Origin of the sequence: Psychromonas sp. (genome assembly GCF_047632995.1) — a bacterium.
Lineage (GTDB): Bacteria > Pseudomonadota > Gammaproteobacteria > Enterobacterales > Psychromonadaceae > Psychromonas.
Map to the genome: position 1 here is coordinate 16,614 of NZ_JBLIEK010000032.1, position 19,019 is coordinate 35,632.

14 protein-coding genes and 2 tRNA genes are annotated in these 19,019 nt (G+C 42.8%); 7 read left to right on the forward strand and 9 right to left on the reverse strand.

All coding sequences use genetic code 11. The features are described 5' to 3' along the window. Positions 1–56: 56 nt before the first annotated feature. From ACJAT7_RS07810 to ACJAT7_RS07840, 7 genes are all read right to left on the reverse strand, one after another. A tRNA-Arg gene (locus ACJAT7_RS07810) sits at positions 57–133 on the reverse strand. Positions 134–151: 18 nt separating this feature from the next. Then, a tRNA-Ser gene (locus ACJAT7_RS07815) sits at positions 152–244 on the reverse strand. Positions 245–450: 206 nt separating this feature from the next. Next, entirely contained in the window at positions 451–639 is a 189-nt protein-coding gene (csrA, locus tag ACJAT7_RS07820; protein WP_415226237.1) for a carbon storage regulator CsrA, read from the reverse strand. A gap of 95 nt (positions 640–734) precedes the next feature. Further along, complete coding sequence (locus ACJAT7_RS07825; RefSeq protein WP_415226238.1) at positions 735–1,967, reverse strand: aspartate kinase; 1,233 nt, start codon at positions 1,965–1,967, stop codon at positions 735–737. Positions 1,968–2,009: 42 nt separating this feature from the next. Further along, positions 2,010–4,613 (reverse strand): alanine--tRNA ligase, encoded by a 2,604-nt coding sequence (gene alaS / locus ACJAT7_RS07830; protein ID WP_415226239.1) that lies wholly within the window; start codon positions 4,611–4,613, stop codon positions 2,010–2,012. A 335-nt stretch (positions 4,614–4,948) separates the two neighbouring features. After that, positions 4,949–6,004, reverse strand: coding sequence for a recombinase RecA (recA, locus tag ACJAT7_RS07835; RefSeq protein WP_415226240.1), 1,056 nt, complete (start codon positions 6,002–6,004; stop codon positions 4,949–4,951). Between the two features lie 83 nt (positions 6,005–6,087). Next, positions 6,088–6,576, reverse strand: a complete 489-nt coding sequence (locus ACJAT7_RS07840; RefSeq protein ID WP_415226241.1) for a CinA family protein — start codon at positions 6,574–6,576, stop codon at positions 6,088–6,090. A 41-nt stretch (positions 6,577–6,617) separates the two neighbouring features. On the opposite strand from ACJAT7_RS07840, the gene mutS reads away from it, so the two are divergent. Both mutS and ACJAT7_RS07850 read left to right on the forward strand, forming a co-directional pair. Then, positions 6,618–9,185, forward strand: a complete 2,568-nt coding sequence (gene mutS, locus ACJAT7_RS07845; RefSeq protein ID WP_415226242.1) for a DNA mismatch repair protein MutS — start codon at positions 6,618–6,620, stop codon at positions 9,183–9,185. A 673-nt stretch (positions 9,186–9,858) separates the two neighbouring features. Further along, the gene (locus ACJAT7_RS07850) at positions 9,859–11,328 is read left to right on the forward strand and encodes a hypothetical protein (protein WP_415226243.1); all 1,470 of its coding nucleotides are present in this window, start codon (positions 9,859–9,861) and stop codon (positions 11,326–11,328) included. Positions 11,329–11,358: 30 nt separating this feature from the next. On the opposite strand, the gene ACJAT7_RS07855 is transcribed toward ACJAT7_RS07850, so the two are convergent. After that, entirely contained in the window at positions 11,359–12,201 is an 843-nt protein-coding gene (locus tag ACJAT7_RS07855; protein ID WP_415226244.1) for a 23S rRNA (adenine(2030)-N(6))-methyltransferase RlmJ, read from the reverse strand. A 139-nt stretch (positions 12,202–12,340) separates the two neighbouring features. Between ACJAT7_RS07855 and ACJAT7_RS07860 the strand changes: the two genes are divergently transcribed. The 5 genes from ACJAT7_RS07860 (at position 12,341) to ACJAT7_RS07880 (ending at position 18,373) form a co-directional block, all read left to right on the forward strand. Further along, a complete protein-coding gene (locus tag ACJAT7_RS07860; protein ID WP_415226245.1) occupies positions 12,341–13,708 on the forward strand; it encodes an MFS transporter in 1,368 nt (455 codons plus the stop codon). Between the two features lie 92 nt (positions 13,709–13,800). Continuing rightward, entirely contained in the window at positions 13,801–14,439 is a 639-nt protein-coding gene (gene ssb, locus ACJAT7_RS07865; protein ID WP_415226246.1) for a single-stranded DNA-binding protein, read from the forward strand. A 333-nt stretch (positions 14,440–14,772) separates the two neighbouring features. Beyond that, a complete protein-coding gene (locus tag ACJAT7_RS07870) occupies positions 14,773–15,996 on the forward strand; it encodes a sugar ABC transporter substrate-binding protein (protein ID WP_415226247.1) in 1,224 nt (407 codons plus the stop codon). Positions 15,997–16,081: 85 nt separating this feature from the next. After that, the gene (locus ACJAT7_RS07875) at positions 16,082–17,965 is read left to right on the forward strand and encodes a sensor histidine kinase (protein WP_415226248.1); all 1,884 of its coding nucleotides are present in this window, start codon (positions 16,082–16,084) and stop codon (positions 17,963–17,965) included. Between the two features lie 63 nt (positions 17,966–18,028). Then, complete coding sequence (locus tag ACJAT7_RS07880) at positions 18,029–18,373, forward strand: DUF6677 family protein (protein ID WP_415226249.1); 345 nt, start codon at positions 18,029–18,031, stop codon at positions 18,371–18,373. Positions 18,374–18,417: 44 nt separating this feature from the next. On the opposite strand, the gene ACJAT7_RS07885 is transcribed toward ACJAT7_RS07880, so the two are convergent. Next, the coding region (locus ACJAT7_RS07885; protein ID WP_415226250.1) for an asparaginase domain-containing protein at positions 18,418–19,019 on the reverse strand (602 nt) is incomplete at its 5' end.

The following is a 19,019-nucleotide window of genomic DNA, read 5'->3' on the forward strand; positions in this document are numbered from 1 at the left end:
TCTTTTCGTTTTTAATTTCGATTCTTATATCACACCCTTTCATGCTAATAGAAAGATGGTGCGGGTGAAGGGATTCGAACCCCTGACCACCTGGTTCGTAGCCAGGTACTCTATCCAGCTGAGCTACACCCGCTTTAAGAATCTACAAGAATGGCGGTGGAGGAGGGATTCGAACCCTCGATGGGGCTACAAACCCCATACTCCCTTAGCAGGGGAGCGCCTTCGGCCACTCGGCCACCCCACCGTTGTCTTGTTGGCCGACATGTTACTTCCTTACAGACACAAGTCAAACTTTTTCTGGTGAGTTCTTTCTATTTGATTATTAAACACACAAATAAGCTAATTTAACTCTATCAACCCTTATATTAATGGCCGCTAGAGGCGCTATGATCTAAATCGAGAGCAAAAAAAAGGAGCCTCAGGCTCCTTATTTTTTACTCAAAGAATCAGTTACTCGTTATTACTGTCAGCATTTTTTTCAGCTTGAATACGCATATAGATCTCTTCACGGTGAACCGATACTTCTTTAGGGGCATTTACACCCACTCGTACCTGATTACCTTTTACACCCAAAACGGTAACAGTTACGTTATCGCCAATCATCAGAGTTTCACCCACTCTACGAGTTAATATCAGCATATCCTGCTCCTGTTGTATTATTTTATCTATTCGTTTGATTATGTACTAATGCAAAGTAAAATTCATATATTTTTTACAGTACAATGTCGCAAAATTTATTTTTCTTCTTTTGGCTCTGTAGCTAGATCAAATGCCTTATGCAGCGAACGAACTGCCAATTCAAGGTATTTATCATCAACCAACACAGATATTTTTATCTCTGACGTTGCTATCTGATGAATATTAATACCTTCATACCCTAATGTTTCAAACATCGTCTTTGCAACACCAGGGTGATTCCACATGCCGACACCAATAATTGAAACCTTTGCTATCTCTTTATTACCTTGAACCGTATCAGCCTTCAGTGAGACACAGACAGCCTCTAAAAGTTCCTTTACTCTTTCATAATCATCACGATGCACGGTAAAAGTGAAATCTGTTTTCCCATTACCGATGGTATTTTGTACAATCATGTCAATATCAATATTCGCGTCACCGATTGGTGAAAGAATTTGAGCTGCTATTGTCGGCTGATCTGGCACACCAGACAAAGTAAGACGCGCTTCATCACGATTAAACGCAATACCGGAGATTATAGGAGATTCCATTTTATTTTCCTCATAGCTAATTAATGTGCCGCCACCCTCTTTAAAACTTGATAAAACACGCAGTGGCACATTGTATTTACCTGCAAATTCTACTGAGCGAATTTGTAAAACTTTGGTTCCCAAACTTGCCATTTCTAGCATCTCTTCAAAAGTGATGCTTTTTAAACGACGCGCATTGGGCTCTACACGAGGATCTGTGGTGTAAACACCGTCGACATCAGTATAAATCTGACATTCATCTGCTTTTAATGCAGCCGCAATTGCGACCGCAGAGGTGTCTGAGCCACCCCGTCCAAGCGTCGTAATATTATTATTTTCACAGCGTCCCTGAAAGCCAGCAACGACGACAACGCGACCTTGTTTTAGCTGCTTGGTAATATTTTCAGTTTCAACATCTAAAATACGTGCTTTGCTATGACTGCTATCCGTTTTCATACGTATTTGATCGCCAGTCATGGATACCGCATCAACACCTAAGTTATGTAATGCCATTGATAACAGGGCAATCGTAGTTTGCTCGCCTGTTGTTAATAAAACATCCATCTCCCTTGGGCTTGGAGTGTGATGTAGCTCTTTAGCAAGCGCTATCATGCGGTTGGTTTCACCGGACATCGCCGACAGTACAACGACAACATCATTTCCAGCATCATGTGTTGCTTTTACTTTATCAGCAACAGCCTTGATCCTTTCCACATTACCGACCGAGGTACCACCATATTTTTGAACTATTAATGCCATTTCCGTATCTCACTTATGGCTCGTAAAATACGAGCCGTTGTATCATAACCGTTCAGCTAACCAAGGTTCAACAAGTGCCAGCGCGCCCGCAAGCGCAGCAGGGTTATTACCACCTGCCATCGCCATATCAGGGCGGCCACCGCCTTTACCACCTACAGGTACGGCCACCAAATTAACTAAATCACCTGCACGTACTTTTTTAGTTAAATCTTTAGTAACACCCGCAATCAAGCTAACTTTATCATCAGAAACCGCCGTTGCTAATACAACAATCCCTGATTGCAGTTTATTTTTCATTTGATCAACGCTATCACGCAATGTCTTAGGATCTACCCCTTCCATATTGGCGATCACAACTTTTACACCATTAATTTCAATCGCATTGCTGATTAAATTTGAACCTGCAGCAGTGGCTATTTTAGCTTTTAACTGGGCCACCTCTTTTTCTAACGACTTACTGCGATCCAGCATATTGGTGACTTTCTCAGCCAAAGAAAAGCTATCGCCCTTGACTAAGCTACAAACTTTTTCAACTTCTCTTAAAACAGAATCGATGGTTTCACCTGCCACTAAACCGACGGAGGCTTCGATACGACGAACACCTGCCGCTATACCTGATTCAGAGCGCGCTAAAAAGAGCCCCATATCACCCGTACGCTTAGCATGAGTTCCACCACAAAGTTCTGTTGAAAAGTCGCCCATCTGCACAACACGCACCATTTCATCGTATTTTTCACCAAATAACGCCATTGCACCTGAAGAGGTCGCTTCATCAATATCCATCAGTTTAGTCACGATTTCAAAGTTATTACGGATAGCCTCATTGACAAGGAAAGTGACGTTACGTAAATCATCTGCTGACAGCGGTTCAAAGTGAGAAAAGTCAAAACGTAATTTATCTGCATCAACTAACGAACCTTTCTGTGTGACATGGTCACCGAGAGTCTGGCGTAATGCCGCGTGTAAAAGATGCGTTGCCGAATGGTGCAGCGCAATAGATTTGCGGCGCGCAGCATCCACTTTGCCGTGTACTTTTTCATTAACTCTCAGCGAGCCCATACTTACATAACCTATATGTAAAAAGGCATCGCCTGATTTTTTTGTATCGGTGACAACAAATACGCCATTATTGAGAATTAACTCACCGGCATCACCAGATTGACCGCCAGCTTCAGCGTAAAATGGGGATTGCGACAGAATAACTTGTCCGTTATCGCCTTCGTTTAATGTATCGACAAACGCCCCGTCAACCACTAGATGGGTAACTGTTGCCGAACCTTCAAGCGTTTCGTAACCGATAAATTCAGTTTTTTGATCGATAATAAGGGTGTTATTGTAATCAGTGCCGAACTTATTGGCTTGTTGCGCACGGCTGCGTTGTTCAGCCATCGCTTTATCAAATCCCTCTTGGTCGATTATTAAGGAGCGCTCACGGGCTATATCAGCGGTCAAATCAGCGGGGAATCCGTATGTATCATAGAGTTTAAAAACAATATCCCCCGGGATAACCTCGCCTTTAAGGTTATCTAATTCACCGTCTAAAATCTGTAACCCGCGATCCAGCGTTTTCGCAAATTGCTCTTCTTCCAGGCGTAATATTTTTTCCACAAATGAACGCTGTTTTGCTAGCTCAGGGTAAAAGCTGCCCATCTGATTAATTAGCTCTTCATATATTTTGAAAAAGAAAACATCCTTAGCACCCAGTTTATTACCATGGCGTACCGCACGACGAATAATACGGCGCAATACATAGCCGCGACCTTCATTAGAAGGCATCACGCCATCGGTAATCAAGAAACCGCATGAACGGATATGGTCGGCAACAACACGTAACGATTTATCTTGCAGATCCGTACAGCCAGTTACCTCAGCAACTTTTTTGATTAAGCCTTGGAAAAGATCAATATCGTAATTTGAGTGACCATTTTGTATAATTGCAGAAATTCGTTCAAGCCCCATCCCTGTGTCAACAGAAGGTTTTGGTAAATCTTCCATGGTGCCATCAGCATGACGGTTGTATTGCATGAAGACCACATTCCAGATTTCAATATAGCGGTCACCATCCTCTTCAGGTGTCCCCGGAGGACCGCCCCAGATATGTTCACCATGATCATAAAATATTTCAGTACATGGACCACATGGACCGGTATCTCCCATTGACCAAAAGTTATCTTTTACGCCAATACGGGATAAACGGGCAGGATCTACGCCAATTTCATCAATCCAAATTCTTTCAGCTTCACTATCCTGGTCAAAAACCGTCACCCATAATTTATCCACGGGTAACTTTAATTCAACCGTTAAATATTCCCATGCGAATCCGATTGCCTCGCGCTTGAAATAATCCCCAAAACTAAAGTTACCTAGCATTTCAAAGAAAGTATGATGGCGGGCGGTATAACCTACATTATCAAGGTCATTATGTTTACCACCTGCGCGTACACAACGTTGGCTCGACGTTGCTCGTGTATAAGCTCTTTTGTCGCTGCCAAGAAATGTATCTTTAAATTGATTCATACCTGCATTGGTAAAAAGCAGGGTCGGATCGTTATCCGGGACGAGTGAGCTACTGCCTACAATTTGATGGCCTTTGTCGGCAAAAAAATCAAGAAATCTTTGACGAATTTCAGAAGTCGATTGGATCATAAATTATTCCAGATAAAAGGATCTATTTTGCTCTTTTAAAACTGCCGAATAAAAGAGCAAAGAGGTTTAAAATTAGTTCGCGATAATATAGCACGGTGCAAGATGGGGGGAAAGTGGGTATCTGAGGAGCTTTAGCTTAATTTTATTAAGATTTTGACAATAGCAAAGGTATTCACCATGCCGTTTAAATGGCGGTTAATCGAGATTTCAGTGTCGCGGGGATTGAAAATTTGATGTATTGATGAAGTAGTAGATAAAAAATAACAACTGCTGCAGTTTTTAGAAAAGTTAAAGGCGTGCTATTCACGCCTTTATAATTAATGAACTTGTGACACTTACTCAGGAATATTTATTTCTGTTGCCGTCTTTTTTACAGCGTCAGTTACGTCCTCAACTTTAGGTGATAAAGATTCACGAATTTTCGCTTCTAACTCTTCCGCTACATTAGGATTTTCACGTAAGTAAGTACCTGCATTGCTCTTGCCTTGACCAATTTTCACGCCATTATATGAATACCATGAGCCCGCTTTTTCAACAAAATCTTGTTTTACACCAAGATCAATTAACTCACCAAAGTGGTTAATCCCTTCGCCATAAAGAATTTGGAATTCGGCTTGTTTGAAAGGAGGAGCAACTTTGTTTTTAACCACTTTAACACGCGTCTCATTACCAACAATCTCATCACCGTTTTTAATTGCACCAATACGGCGGATATCTAAACGAACAGAGGCATAAAATTTAAGTGCATTACCGCCAGTCGTTGTTTCCGGATTGCCAAACATAACGCCTATCTTCATACGAATTTGGTTAATGAAAATAACCATGGTATTGGTCTGTTTGATGCTAGAGGTTAACTTACGTAATGCTTGCGACATTAAGCGTGCTTGTAGGCCCATATGTGAGTCGCCCATATCACCTTCAATTTCTGCTTTTGGTGTTAATGCGGCAACCGAATCGATGATCACAACACCAACCGCACCAGAGCGTACTAACATGTCACAAATCTCTAACGCTTGCTCACCTGTATCCGGCTGAGAGATAAGTAGGTTGTCTACATCCACGCCTAGTTTTTTAGCATACGCCGGGTCAAGTGCATGCTCGGCATCGATAAATGCACAGGTTTTACCTTGTTTTTGCGCTTCAGCAATAACCTGTAAGGTTAACGTTGTTTTACCCGAACTCTCCGGACCATAAACTTCAACAACACGTCCGTAAGGCAAACCACCTATACCCAACGCAACATCCAAACTTAATGAGCCAGTTGAAACAGAATCAATTTGCATCGATGCTGCATCATCACCTAAACGCATGATCGAACCTTTACCAAATTGTTTTTCAATTTGTCCAAGCGCTGCTGCCAATGCTTTATCTTTGTTTTTATCCTGACTCATGTTCTCTCCAAATATGTGACTTCCTGTATAGATCAACAGTATACTGTTGATCTATACAGTATCAAGTTTTTTTTGTGTTAATTTCAAATAATTTCAATCAATCCAAATAGCGCAAGCCGTATCGCTTGGGTACGCACATCAGAGCGATCACCAACAAATAGATAACTCGCCGTTTTACTACCTGAATGCGCGTTATACCAAGAGATACACACAGTACCAACTGGTTTTTCCAGTGTACCGCCCTCTGGCCCCGCAATACCACTGATCGCCACAGAAATATCTGCATCTGAATTTTTAACGGCAGCCAGCGCCATCAATTCAACGACCTCCTCTGAAACCGCGCCAAATTGCTGAATCAAGGCATCATCAATCCCGAGCATCTGAGTTTTGGCACCATTACTATAGGTGATAAAACTTCGATCAAACCACTGCGAACTTCCAGAAATTTCAGTAATAGCGTATGCTACTCCTCCACCCGTACAGGACTCAGCGGTCGCAACAACCAGCCCTGCTTGCGTTAGTTTTTCACCTAGAACTTGCGCTAATTCTTGAACGGTTTTTTCAGTGAACATAAATTTTCTCCACCTTTTTATTTTGATTAAGTGTATTCGTTATGAAACCAACTGCGCAAGAGTTAACACCACATACGCCGATGATGCAACAATTTCTGACCATCAAAAGCGAAGTCCCGGACACCCTACTGTTCTACCGTATGGGTGATTTTTATGAACTGTTTTTCGATGATGCTCGCAAGGCTTCACAGCTGCTTGGAATATCCCTAACGCAACGCGGTAAAACGGGAGGAAATGCCATTCCAATGGCAGGAGTGCCTTACCATAGTGTAGAGGGTTATTTGGCAAAGTTAATTGCGCTGGGGGAATCAATTGCAATTTGTGAACAAATTGGTGATCCCGCCACCTCAAAGGGGCCGGTTGACCGAAAAATAGTGCGTATTATTACCCCGGGCACTATTACTGATGAAGCCTTGCTAGATGATCGTCAGGATAATTTATTATGTGCCCTTTACCAGCAGCAAAACAGCTATGGTATTGCCTCATTAGATATCGGTAGTGGCCGTTTTGTGATCAACCAATTTCAGCATAGTGAGACACTGCAGGCAGAACTGCAACGCCTTAACCCGGCAGAGCTTCTTTATCCCGACAACTTTGAACAGCTCGATTTAATTGACCATCTGCCCACTATCCGTCGTCGTCCCGAGTGGGAATTTGATCTGTCGACCAGCAGAAAAACATTAAACCTGCAATTTGGTACCAAAGATCTGATAGGTTTTGGCGTTGAACAAGCGGAAGTTGCGCTGTGCGCTGCCGGCGCTTTACTGCAATATATTAAAGATACGCAGCGTACCAGTCTGCCCCACCTGCAATCTATTCAGCTGGAACGAAATATAGACACGGTTATTTTAGATGCCGCCACCCGCAAAAATTTAGAGTTAACTCAAAATCTCTCTGGTGGATTTGATAATACCTTAGCGCAAGTGTTAGATTTTACGGTCACCCCGATGGGCAGCCGTTTGTTAAAACGCTGGATCCACCAGCCGATCCGTAATTTCAATGTCTTAAATTACCGTCAAACTATGATCCAAACCTTAATCGATTCGGATCTACACGCCCCCCTCGCTGAGCCATTAAAACAGATTGGCGATGTTGAGCGTGTGATTGCGCGTTTAGCACTACGCTCAGCAAGACCAAGAGATTTGACCCGCTTACGCACCGCATTTTCGCTGCTGCCTGAACTACACAACCTGATTGCTGAGATGCCATCGACATTGGTCAGTAAGTTAAGTGCAGAGATGGGCACCTATCCCGAACTTCTTGCGTTATTAGAAAAAGCGGTGATTGATAATCCCCCGGTCATTATTCGCGACGGAGGGGTCATTGCCGAAGGCTATAATGAAGAACTGGATAAATGGCGAAATCTTGCCAAAGGGGCAACCGATTATCTGGCTCAACTGGAACTGCGAGAGCGCAAAGCAACAGGCATAGCAACGTTAAAAGTGGGCTATAACCGTGTCCATGGTTATTATATTGAAACCAGTCGCAACCAATCTGAGCAAGTACCAGCCCATTATCTACGCCGTCAGACACTTAAAAATACTGAACGTTATATTATTCCTGAGCTTAAAGAGCATGAGGACAAAGTGCTGGCAAGCCAAGGCAAGGCACTTGCATTAGAGAAAAAACTTTACGAGCAGTTAATCGATCTATTACTGCCCCATTTGAAAAAACTGCAATTCACCGCACAAGCGTTAGCAGAGCTGGATGTCTTAAATAACTTAGCGGAACGCGCATTAACATTAAATTATGTGCGTCCAACACTGCAAGCTGAAAATGGCATCGAGATTGAAGAGGGTCGCCATCCGGTTGTTGAACAGGTCAATAAAACCCCTTTTATTGCCAACCCGATCAAGCTGAATGAGCAGCGCCGAATGCTGATTATTACTGGCCCGAATATGGGCGGTAAATCCACTTATATGCGCCAGGTGGCGTTAATGGTGTTAATGGCACATATCGGCAGTTTTATTCCCGCTCAAAGTGCCAAAATTGGTCCGGTGGATCGGATCTTTACCCGTATCGGCGCATCGGATGATCTTGCCAGCGGCCGTTCAACCTTTATGGTGGAGATGACTGAAACAGCTAATATTCTTCATAATGCCACTAACAACAGCTTAGTGTTAATGGATGAAATAGGTCGCGGTACGAGCACCTTTGATGGCTTATCACTGGCTTGGGCGTGCGCCGAGCAACTGGCGAAAAAAATTCAAGCATACACCCTCTTTGCAACCCATTACTTTGAGCTCACAGCCTTGCCAGAGAGTATCCCTGAGTTAGTAAATGTTCACTTAGATGCAGTTGAGCACGGTGACACTATTGCATTTTTACATGCGGTTCAGGAGGGAGCGGCAAATAAAAGTTACGGCTTGCAGGTCGCCTCATTGGCGGGCGTACCCAAAGAGGTTGTAAACAATGCCAAACGTAAATTACAACAGTTAGAGTTAAGTTCAATGCACAACTCTAACCCTCAGGGCTCCGTACAAACAGCAGTAAGCTTTGCTGAGCCAGAACCCCATCCCGCCATCACCTTATTGCAAAGCATCGATCCCGATCAGTTAACTGCAAAGAAAGCATTGGATTTAATCTACAAACTGAGCGAAATGAGTTAACTGAGGTAGATAGCCTAAGGAGTTTCCTATCTATTGGAGATAAAGATTATCAAAGCGATAAATGACGGGGTCACTACCCGTTATTTATTCGCACTGCCACGTCCCGACAAACAGGCACTTGCGCACAATCAATATCAGTTTGCTAAGCTAATCCTTGCGCCAGATAAAAACCTAGCTCTAACGCATAAGCAGAGCCAACATAAAGCATTGCAGCTACAGCAATAGCGAACACTATTTTTCTTTTCATAACCGCCCCTTTTCACCATCTATCTATTATTATAGCCCTATCGCGCAGTTTAAAATTGCCAGAGAAGGAGAACAGATAGTCATAGTGAGTGCGCTCTTATTTGTTTGCGCTTTATTAAACTGACAAGTCGCCCTAAACACTGATACCCGCGATCATTACAAGGCAGATCAAAGGTTTCACGGAATAGGGATATATCGCACTATAAGTGGTCATAAATCGTCTCGATTAATAATGAAAGCTGCATCCTGTCATCTTGTAAAAAATAGACATTAACAATAAAAAGATAAATGTATGCCTAATTTGAATAAAATTTAAATCATAGGTCAACGCGTATATTCCCCCTAAAATGCTAACTTCGCACCTCTTTAAGTGTGCATTTACAGCAACTTTGGGTATATAATGATGAGCTTATCCGGAGGAAAATAATTGCACAAATTCAGACTTAAACGGCATGAAAAACTGGCCATAAAATTTGTCCATCAAATTAATAAAGGCGAGCAGCGTAGAGTTGATATGTACTTCTCGCTACCTAAAGAGATGGGCATTAATAAAGATACCCTGCCCGAAAATGAATATTTTAACGAGGGTATTAAAGGACGGCGCGCCTACTTTACCGAAGGGTTACACCTGCCGCTCTTGCATACCCGATTTGCCAGTCGCATGAGACGCTCACCCGAAGAATACAAAAGTAACCTCAACCAGTTGGCTTACCAGTATATTGTCGCTCTCGACACCGATACCCACGCAGCCTTAAATATTGATGATAAAGATGGTTTAGGCGATTTTTATCATGCTGCGGTTGATATCACCGACCAATGTCTGACCATTTTAAAAAAACATCGCAGTCATATCCCCAAAGATGCCAAATTACAGTCTATTTTTGAAAACGTCGACAACTACCTGTCCTGGTATACCGAACAATCAATACTGCATATGCTGGCAAAAAAACCACGTAATTCAGAATTTTCCGAAACCCGCTTGGCATTGCTTAAAATCTGTGAAGATGAAAACAGATATCGTACAGAAAAAGCCTACAACACCGCCGCAACGCTTAATGATCCGAACCGTATTGCCAATAAAATGCGTTTGTTACGGCGTTTAATTGAATTTGGCGTTATTTTTAAAAGTGAGACTCAAGCGCTCGGCAATATCACACGTAAAATTGTTACGGCGGTGGCAACCGCGTTAATTATGAGTGTCGTGCTCGTGTTGATTGTTAAAACCCAAGGTGCATTAAGTGGCATAACCTGGCTGATGATTTTTGTGCTGTCCATTATTTATGGTGTGCGCGAAGTATTTAAAGATGATTTTAAAAATATTCTCTGGCGCTGGATAAGAAAAGGCAAACCTAAATGGGCACGCACCTTAAAAGATGCAATGAGTCAGCATGAAATTGGCAAACAAAAAGTTTGGTTAGATTATATAAAATCAAAAAAACTGCCTATACCAAGCCAAGAACTGCTGGCACAACGCCATACCCAAAATAAACAAAGCGCCGTGTTTTTGCACTACCGTCTTGAAACAAAAGTAAATAAGCAGGGATTTCAAGCGGGTTACGAGACCATAGAAGAAACGATAGTATTTAGCCTGCGCCCATTTGCCCGTTTTTTAGAGCGTGGTAGCGGTAAGGTTTATGCGCAAAATGATCCCGCCGCAAACAAAGAGAAAATTCAGTACGTATCAATTGAGCGGCGTTACCAAATAAATCTAGTGGTTGCGATTAATCAGGGTAACTACGATCAGCAATTTCAGCGCTACAAAATCACACTCAACCGATCCGGCATTATCGAACTGGAAAAAGCAGGCGCGTCATTAAGCCAAGATAAACCCAAACAAGATCGTTATTCAAAACTTAAATTTTTACTGCATTTTAAAAAAATGAACGCAGAGAAATAGGAAGCCTAAGCTTCCTTATCGCTGATAATACTACTCTTTCACTAATGTTTTGATACGATAAAAGCCTTGTCCATCTTGGCCTAATGTTTTTGCTAAAAAAGGCAGAGACTCTTGCATCTCCTGCTGCAATGTCCAAGGCGGATTAATAACAATCATACCGCTCGATGTCATGCCTAGTTCTGCTGAATCAGCACGGATTCCAAGCTCAAACAGTTGGATGTTTTTAATGCCTGAATTAACTAATTCACTTTCCATCTGATCGATAGCAGCGCGTTTAACAACCGGATACCAAAGCGCATAAGTACCGGTTGCAAAACGTTTGTGGGCTTGAATTAGGGTATCAACGACCTCTTGGTATTCTGTTTTAATTTCATAAGAGGGATCGATTAAGATAAAACCACGACGCTCTTTAGGCGGCATATTAGCAATCAGCCCTTGCAAACCATCACTCTTGGCCATTTTTATTTGCCGATTCCCAGAAAAATTCTCACGCATATTGGTGAATTCATTGGGGTGTAATTCAAACAAAAACAGACGATCTATATCGCGTAACATCTGCAGCGCAATACTTGGCGATCCCGGATAGTGCGCTAATTTAGTTTGCGCATTAAATTCAACGACCTGTTCCATATAACGGGCAACGGGCACGGGTAGATCCTCACGTCCCCATAACGGAAAGATGCCGTTATTAAATTCCTTGGTTTTTTGTGCTTCATTAGATTGAAATGAATACGCTCCGCATCCCGAATGGGTATCGAGATAACAGAGTGGTTTATCTTTTTTGAGCATGTAATTGAAAATTGACGTGGCAACCGTGTGTTTTAACACATCCGCAAAATTACCTGCATGAAAAGAGTGGCGATAGCTCAGCACAAAATACTCCAAAAACAAAAACGATAAGAGTTGCGCAGTATAATAAAAATCAACAACGATTGCGCTAAAAAATAAGCCCCAAACAAATCAGCACATGTTATTATTTGCGCCCAAATTATTTCCTTAAAATGGATAGGTAATGCAATCTGATGCCCTAAACCCCATTGAAAAACGCACTGCCATCTCTCTCTCTTTGGTTTTTGCTCTGCGCATGTTAGGTCTGTTTATGATCATGCCGGTGTTTGCCATTTACGGGCAGCATCTAATCGGCTATTCACCAATCTGGGTCGGTTTTGCCATTGGCGCATACGGCTTAACGCAAGCGCTACTGCAAATCCCTGCCGGTATGTTATCTGACAAATATGGACGTCGCCCAATCATCTTTGCCGGGCTCGTTATTTTTGCTATCGGCAGTCTAGTGGCAGCTTACTCGGACAGTGTTTATGGCGTCACAGCAGGCCGGGCACTGCAAGGTGCGGGCGCTATTGCCAGTGCTGTTTTAGCCTTGGCGGCAGATGTAACCAGGGAAGAGCAACGTCCGAAAACGATGGGGATGATAGGGATCAGCATAGGCCTCGCATTTGCCGTTGCGATGGTCGCCGGCCCCGTTTTAGCACCGATTATTGGCTTGCATGGACTGTTTTTGATTACCGCTGCAGGCGCATTAACGGGGATCGCAATTATTCATTTTATGGTGCCGCATGTAATCAGTCGCGCACCACGCGGCGAAACCGTGGCGATTCCCGCTCTGCTTGGCAAACTGGCAAAAGATCCGCAGTTACTGCGTTTAAATGCAGGTATCTTTATTTTACATATGGCACTCACCGCCATGTTTGTAGTCTTACCTTTGCAGCTACAAAAGATGCAGTTAGCGGCAGCAATTCACTGGCACCTGTATCTACCGGCATTATTAATTTCATTTCTTTTAATTATCCCGATGTTAATTATCGCTGCCCGTAAAGATATGAACCGGCAGTTTTACCTCTTTGCTATTTTACTGATGGCAATCAGTTTAGCGGCGATGGCGATGACTTCCCAATCGCTGATCTTAATGTTTATTTGTGTGCTGCTTTATTTTACCGCCTTCAATTTTTTAGAAGCATCACTGCCCGCCTTTATTTCAATGCTTGCACCTGCCGGTGCAAAAGGCAGCGCAATGGGGATCTATAGCACATATCAATTTCTTGGTGCATTTTGTGGTGGCATTTTAGGTGGGTTATCCTATAAACTACTCGGTAGCAGTGGGTTGTTTTTATGTTTAGCTGGAGTAATGTTGCTATGGTTGTTTATTTCATGGGGCATGCATAATCCAAGTAAAATCTGTACTCATACCTACACAACTGATATCCAAGATGAAAATCACGCAGCCCTGTTAACAGAAAAGCTGCTGACGCTTGAGGGCGTCTTAGAAGTCGTCATAATTATCGAAGAGCAAACAGTTTATATCAAAATAAATAAGCAAATATTTGCCCTGGAAAAAGCGAAAGAAATTTTAGCAAATACTTAACAGTTACTTTTATACCATTCCGCTTAATTAAGTTGTTTATGTGGATTGGTATTAGTTAATCATTAACATCAAGAATCAAGCGGAGCAAAAACATGTTTAACCGTAGTGTAAACAAAGTCCTATTAGTTGGTAACCTAGGAAAAGATCCTGAAATGCGTTACATGCCAAACGGCAATGCAGTAGCAAATTTAACACTGGCAACCACGGAAAGCTGGAAAGATAAGCAAACGGGTGAGCGCAAAGAGAAAACAGAATGGCACCGTTTAAGCGTCTTTAACCGCCTTGGCGAAATGTGCGGTGAGTACTTGAAAAAAGGGGCTAAAATTTACGTTGAAGGTAAATTACAAACACGTAAATGGCAAGGCCAAGACGGTCAAGATCGTTACACAACTGAAGTTGTTGTTGATGAGATCCAAATGATGGATTCACGCAACCCAGCGCAGGGGCAAGGCCAGTACCAAGCCAATGCTTCACAGCAAAATCAAAATGCACCTGCACAGCAGAATCAAAACGCACCTGCACAGCAGAGCTGGGGAAATGCACCACAAGCACCTGCTCAGCAAGCCGCGCCACAAATGGCACCCGCTTATCAGCAGCCACCACGCCAAGCGCCTGCTCCACAGCAGCCGCAGAAACCAGCTCCACAGCAGCAACAACAACAGAAACCGCAGCAAGCCCCCGCTCAATACAATGAGCCATCAATGGATTTTGATGACGATATTCCTTTTTAGTCCGGAAAGACAAAAAAATAAAGTGTAAGAATAAACACTTTTAAAAGACCACATTCCCTTAAACCCAGCGTAAATGCTGGGTTTTTTATTAGCAATCCTTCTGATAGCCCAGCTGTTTATTCTAAATAACCGCCACAAATTGATAAAAAATAAGCGCTACACTGCGATCTTGGAAAATCACTCAGCTAAGGAACAAAATGCGTTAGACATTTGCATCGTTTTCTTGCAAGCTAGCTAGACGATTACAGTGAAGGAATTGCTTTATAAGCTGGCAGCTGCAACATCAAACAGGTGAAATGGCTGCTCAACTGAGAGCATAAACCAAGGATGGTTATGAAAAATTTTCTTTATAAATTCATCGGATTGCAAATGTTGATCCTATCTACTCTGCTTACAGCTACTACGGCACAAGCCGATGATCTGGACAATCAGGACCGGATAATCAGTATGCTCTATCACAGAGAAACCGCCGAACCGCTACTTAAAGAAGGGTTAAAGCAATTTGAACAGGAGTCGGGTTATAAAGTTAATTTAGTATTTGTAAATGTTAATGATTTAAAACAGATTCTGATTAAAGGCGCGGTTAATAATTCGCTGCCTGATGTGGTATTAGCCCCTTCTGATTTTGTCTCTCTCGCTACTATGATTAAACTGTCTAAATTGCCTCCAGCTCTCTTGAATCCGGATCTGACGCCTGAAGCACTCAGATCAATGCGCTATCAGGGGGATTATTACGGCGCACCAGTGATCAGCGGCAATCACCTTATGCTTTTCTATAACAAAAAATATGTTAAAAATCCGGCTAAAAACTGGCGGGAGCTCAAAGCACAAGCACCTCAATTACGCGCCCAAGGGATTGAGCCTATCGGCTGGAACTATCCGGAAATGTACTGGTTTAGCAGTTTTGCGACGACCTTAGGTGGCGCCCCCCTTACCGATGGTGCCCCTTCTCTTAATTCGCAAGCTTATATTGATGCGCTGAGTTTTTATAAGGAGTTAGCTGATTCCGGATTAATTAAGCCGACTTGCGGTTACGATTGTGCGCAAAAAGATTTTCAGGAGCAACTTTTTGCTTACGCGATTAATGGCGATTGGGCATTGGCTGATTTTGAGCATTACCTTGGCAAGGATCTCGGTATTACGGTGATCCCAGCCATTGGCGACAAGCCATTTCGGCCTCTTTTTTCCACCGTAGGCTTGCTGTTTCCAGGTAACTCACTACAAGGCAAAAAAGCAAAATCGTTAGCAGCCTTGGCGCTATTTTTTCAAAGTCGCCGTTTTCAAGATACCCTTTTTGAAAAACAGCGTTTTTTACCTGCAAACCAGCATTCGTTTGAACAAGTGGAAGCTACAGCCAATAGCAATATTAAGATGCTACTGAAACAGTTGGCACAGGCGGTACCTATGCAGCCGGATCCTATTATGGCTAATGCCTGGATAGGAATGAGAAAAGGATTTGAGCGATATATGGCGGGTATTTCCAGCGCAAAAGAAGCAGCAGAGTATATGCAAAAATTTACGGAGCGGGATTATCAAAAATCACAACTCAGTCAATAAGCATAAAGGAGATAATAGTTTTACGTGGTTTTTATCTCACTTAAGCTCAAGCAGCCTCTATAGATTGTTCTGGCTGGTGATTTTTTTGGTCGCTTTACTGCCAACGGGACTGGTTAGTTATCTGCTCTTAGATAAGGTAGTCCAACAATCTCGTACACAGGTACTAAGCAGTCTTACCCAACTCGGCGAGTTACAATCAGAGCTATTAGAGCGGGAATTGAGTATACAGTTAAACGCCTTTGAGCAACTATCACAACTCCCTGATGTAAAACTTACCCCTTCCTCTGCTATCTTTGGTTATCAGGCGAATGTGCAGCTGAAAAAATTTACAGTACAATCCCCTTTAGCTAGCGCTAGCTTTATTTTAGATAAAGACAATTGGCCGGTTGAGACATACCCTCTAAGCGCAGAGCAGTTGCAACTGAAATCTATAACCCGTCGGGTGCAGCCCTTTTTGCAGCAGGTTGAATATGAGCAAATTCTTAAGCCATTAATTTTCAATGTAAATGATCCGGTTATGGTTGCAGCTTTAAGTGGTAATGATCTCACCGCGCCCATTAATAATGGCTGGGTAATGGTGATGGTCTTGCCTTTAGTTCAGAAAACACAACACGGCAGCACCAAATTTAAGGTAGTGGGAAGCTTAGTAACACTTGAGCCTTACCAATCTTTTAGTCATCTATTGGAAAAGTGGCGTTCAAGAAGTGGTGGGCTTGTGCTACTCGATCAGGATATAAAACTTTATAGCACTGGTTTAATCAAAGAGAATGCAGATGATGCCAACATTCTCAGTTGGAACACGCAGATTAAACTGGCTGATAAAACCTTTATTTTACGTATTAGCGAACCTAGCGAAAGCATTAAAGCCATTGTATTTGAAGATCTATGGCGCTTGGGTTTAGTTATCGGCGCTATATTACTGCTTGTCTCCTTTATTTCATTACTGATGGCTAGGCTAGTGGGGCAACAGATAGATAAGCTGATTAGTCAGGTACAAGCATTCTCTCAAGGGGACTATCAATATCGCGTCTCCGGTTTGCATTTTGCTGAGTTTTTACAAGTATCTGCAGTCCTTGAGCAGTTATCACAAAAGGTGATCACCGATCAGGCGCAGCTAGAGTCAAAAGTCAAAAAACGCACCATTGCATTAAGTCAGTCTAATGCTGAATTAAACGCGACCCTTGCCGTGTTAACAGAAACCCAAAGCCGATTAGTTCAAAGTGAAAAAATGGCCTCCTTGGGAGGCTTGGTTGCCGGTATTGCCCATGAACTCAACACTCCATTGGGGGTTTGTATCAGTGCAATCGCCCTGGTTGAAGAGGTAGATAAAGACTTACACGAGATGGTTGCCAGCAGATCGCTAAAAAAAAGCGAGATTATGAATCAGCTTCAGTCCCTATCCGATTCAACTGTTCTGATCGTCAGAAATATCAACCGCTGTAGCGATCTGGTCACTGTTTTTAAAGAGTTGTCCATTAACGAAGAGAACGAAGGTGAAAAACCAGCTCAGTTTGAACTCAAAGGTTTCCTACAGCAGCTGGTTAATGGCTGGCTAGACTCGCAGGAATGCGCCGGACTGGAGATTCAAGTGAGCGGAGATAGTGTTTTTGTGCGAACTTATATGCAATCGTTAAGTAAGGTGCTATCGCTATTATTTAGAAATGCATTAGAACATGCATTTAAAAAACAGATAAGCGGCGGACCAAAGTTAGAATTAGGCTGCACGCAAAAAAACGGCTCGGTTGAACTCTTCTTTATGGATAACGGTAACGGCGTGGATATCGAGCCTATCGCGCAGATCTTTGAACCTTTTTATACCTCAAATCGATACCAAGGCAGTGTGGGGTTAGGCCTGCATCTCGCTTACAACCTTGTATCACAAAGACTGCAAGGGGAGATTGAAGCTGAAAATAGTCAACAGGGCGGATTAAAATTATCTCTGCGCTTCCCCTGTCACCTGAAAAGTTAACCATCACGGAGCTTTTTAAATGTTATGCTGCGCTTCTGTTTTTACAGATAAAAGGATAGTTGGATGAAAAAACCGATAAAAGCCGCGCTGCTATCAGCCTTTGTATTTCCCGGCATCGGGCATCTATTCTTAAAAAAATACATATCAGCTGTTTTATTCGTCACAAGCGCGCTGGCTGCAACCTATCAGCTGCTTTCTAAAACACTCGAAAATGCGCAGCAGATAGTGGAGAAAATCCAAAATGGTGAGATAGCACCCGATATTTCTGCGATCACAGAATCAGTCACGCAGCAAACAGACAACAGTGGATTACTCAACGCGGATTTAATGTCACAACTGCTGATGATCATCTGGTTAGTGTCGATTGTCGACGCCTACCGGGTGGGGCGTTCACAACAAAGTAAGTAACAGCAAGTAAAACGGGCCTTTCATTTTCAAAAGTGCCCACATTGTTAACCTAACTCGCCTCTTAAATCCGTTTCCAATAGCTCTCTCACCACCTTATTGGATAAATCTTGGCTGAGCAGATAATAGAGCTTGGCGATAACCGTTTCCGTGGTCATATCCAGGCCGCTAATAACGCCAGCTTCACGCAGTGCATTGCCCGTTGCATAGCCTTCCATATTAACTCGCCCTTTTAAACACTGGGTACAGTTAACAATAAAAACGCCCCGCTCACTGGCACTTTTCAATGTCACTAACAGTTGCTCATCCTGCTGTGCATTGCCGACGCCATAAGTTAGCAAAACCAAGGCTTTAAGTGGACTTTTTAAGAGATTATCTAAAACTTGCCAATCTAAACCGGGAAAAAGATGCAAAATAGCGATCGATTGTCTGGTTATTTCACTTACGCGCAAGCGTGTATTAACCGATTTTTGTTTTCGTCCGGCGATCTCTTTGATCTCAATCCCAGCTTCTAACAAGACCGGATAATTGGGTGAAACAAACGCATCAAAACCGTCTGCATATTGTTTGGTGGTACGGTTACCGCGAAATAGTTGGTTGTTAAAAAACAGGCACACTTCATTAATGGGATGGTAGGCGGCATATATTG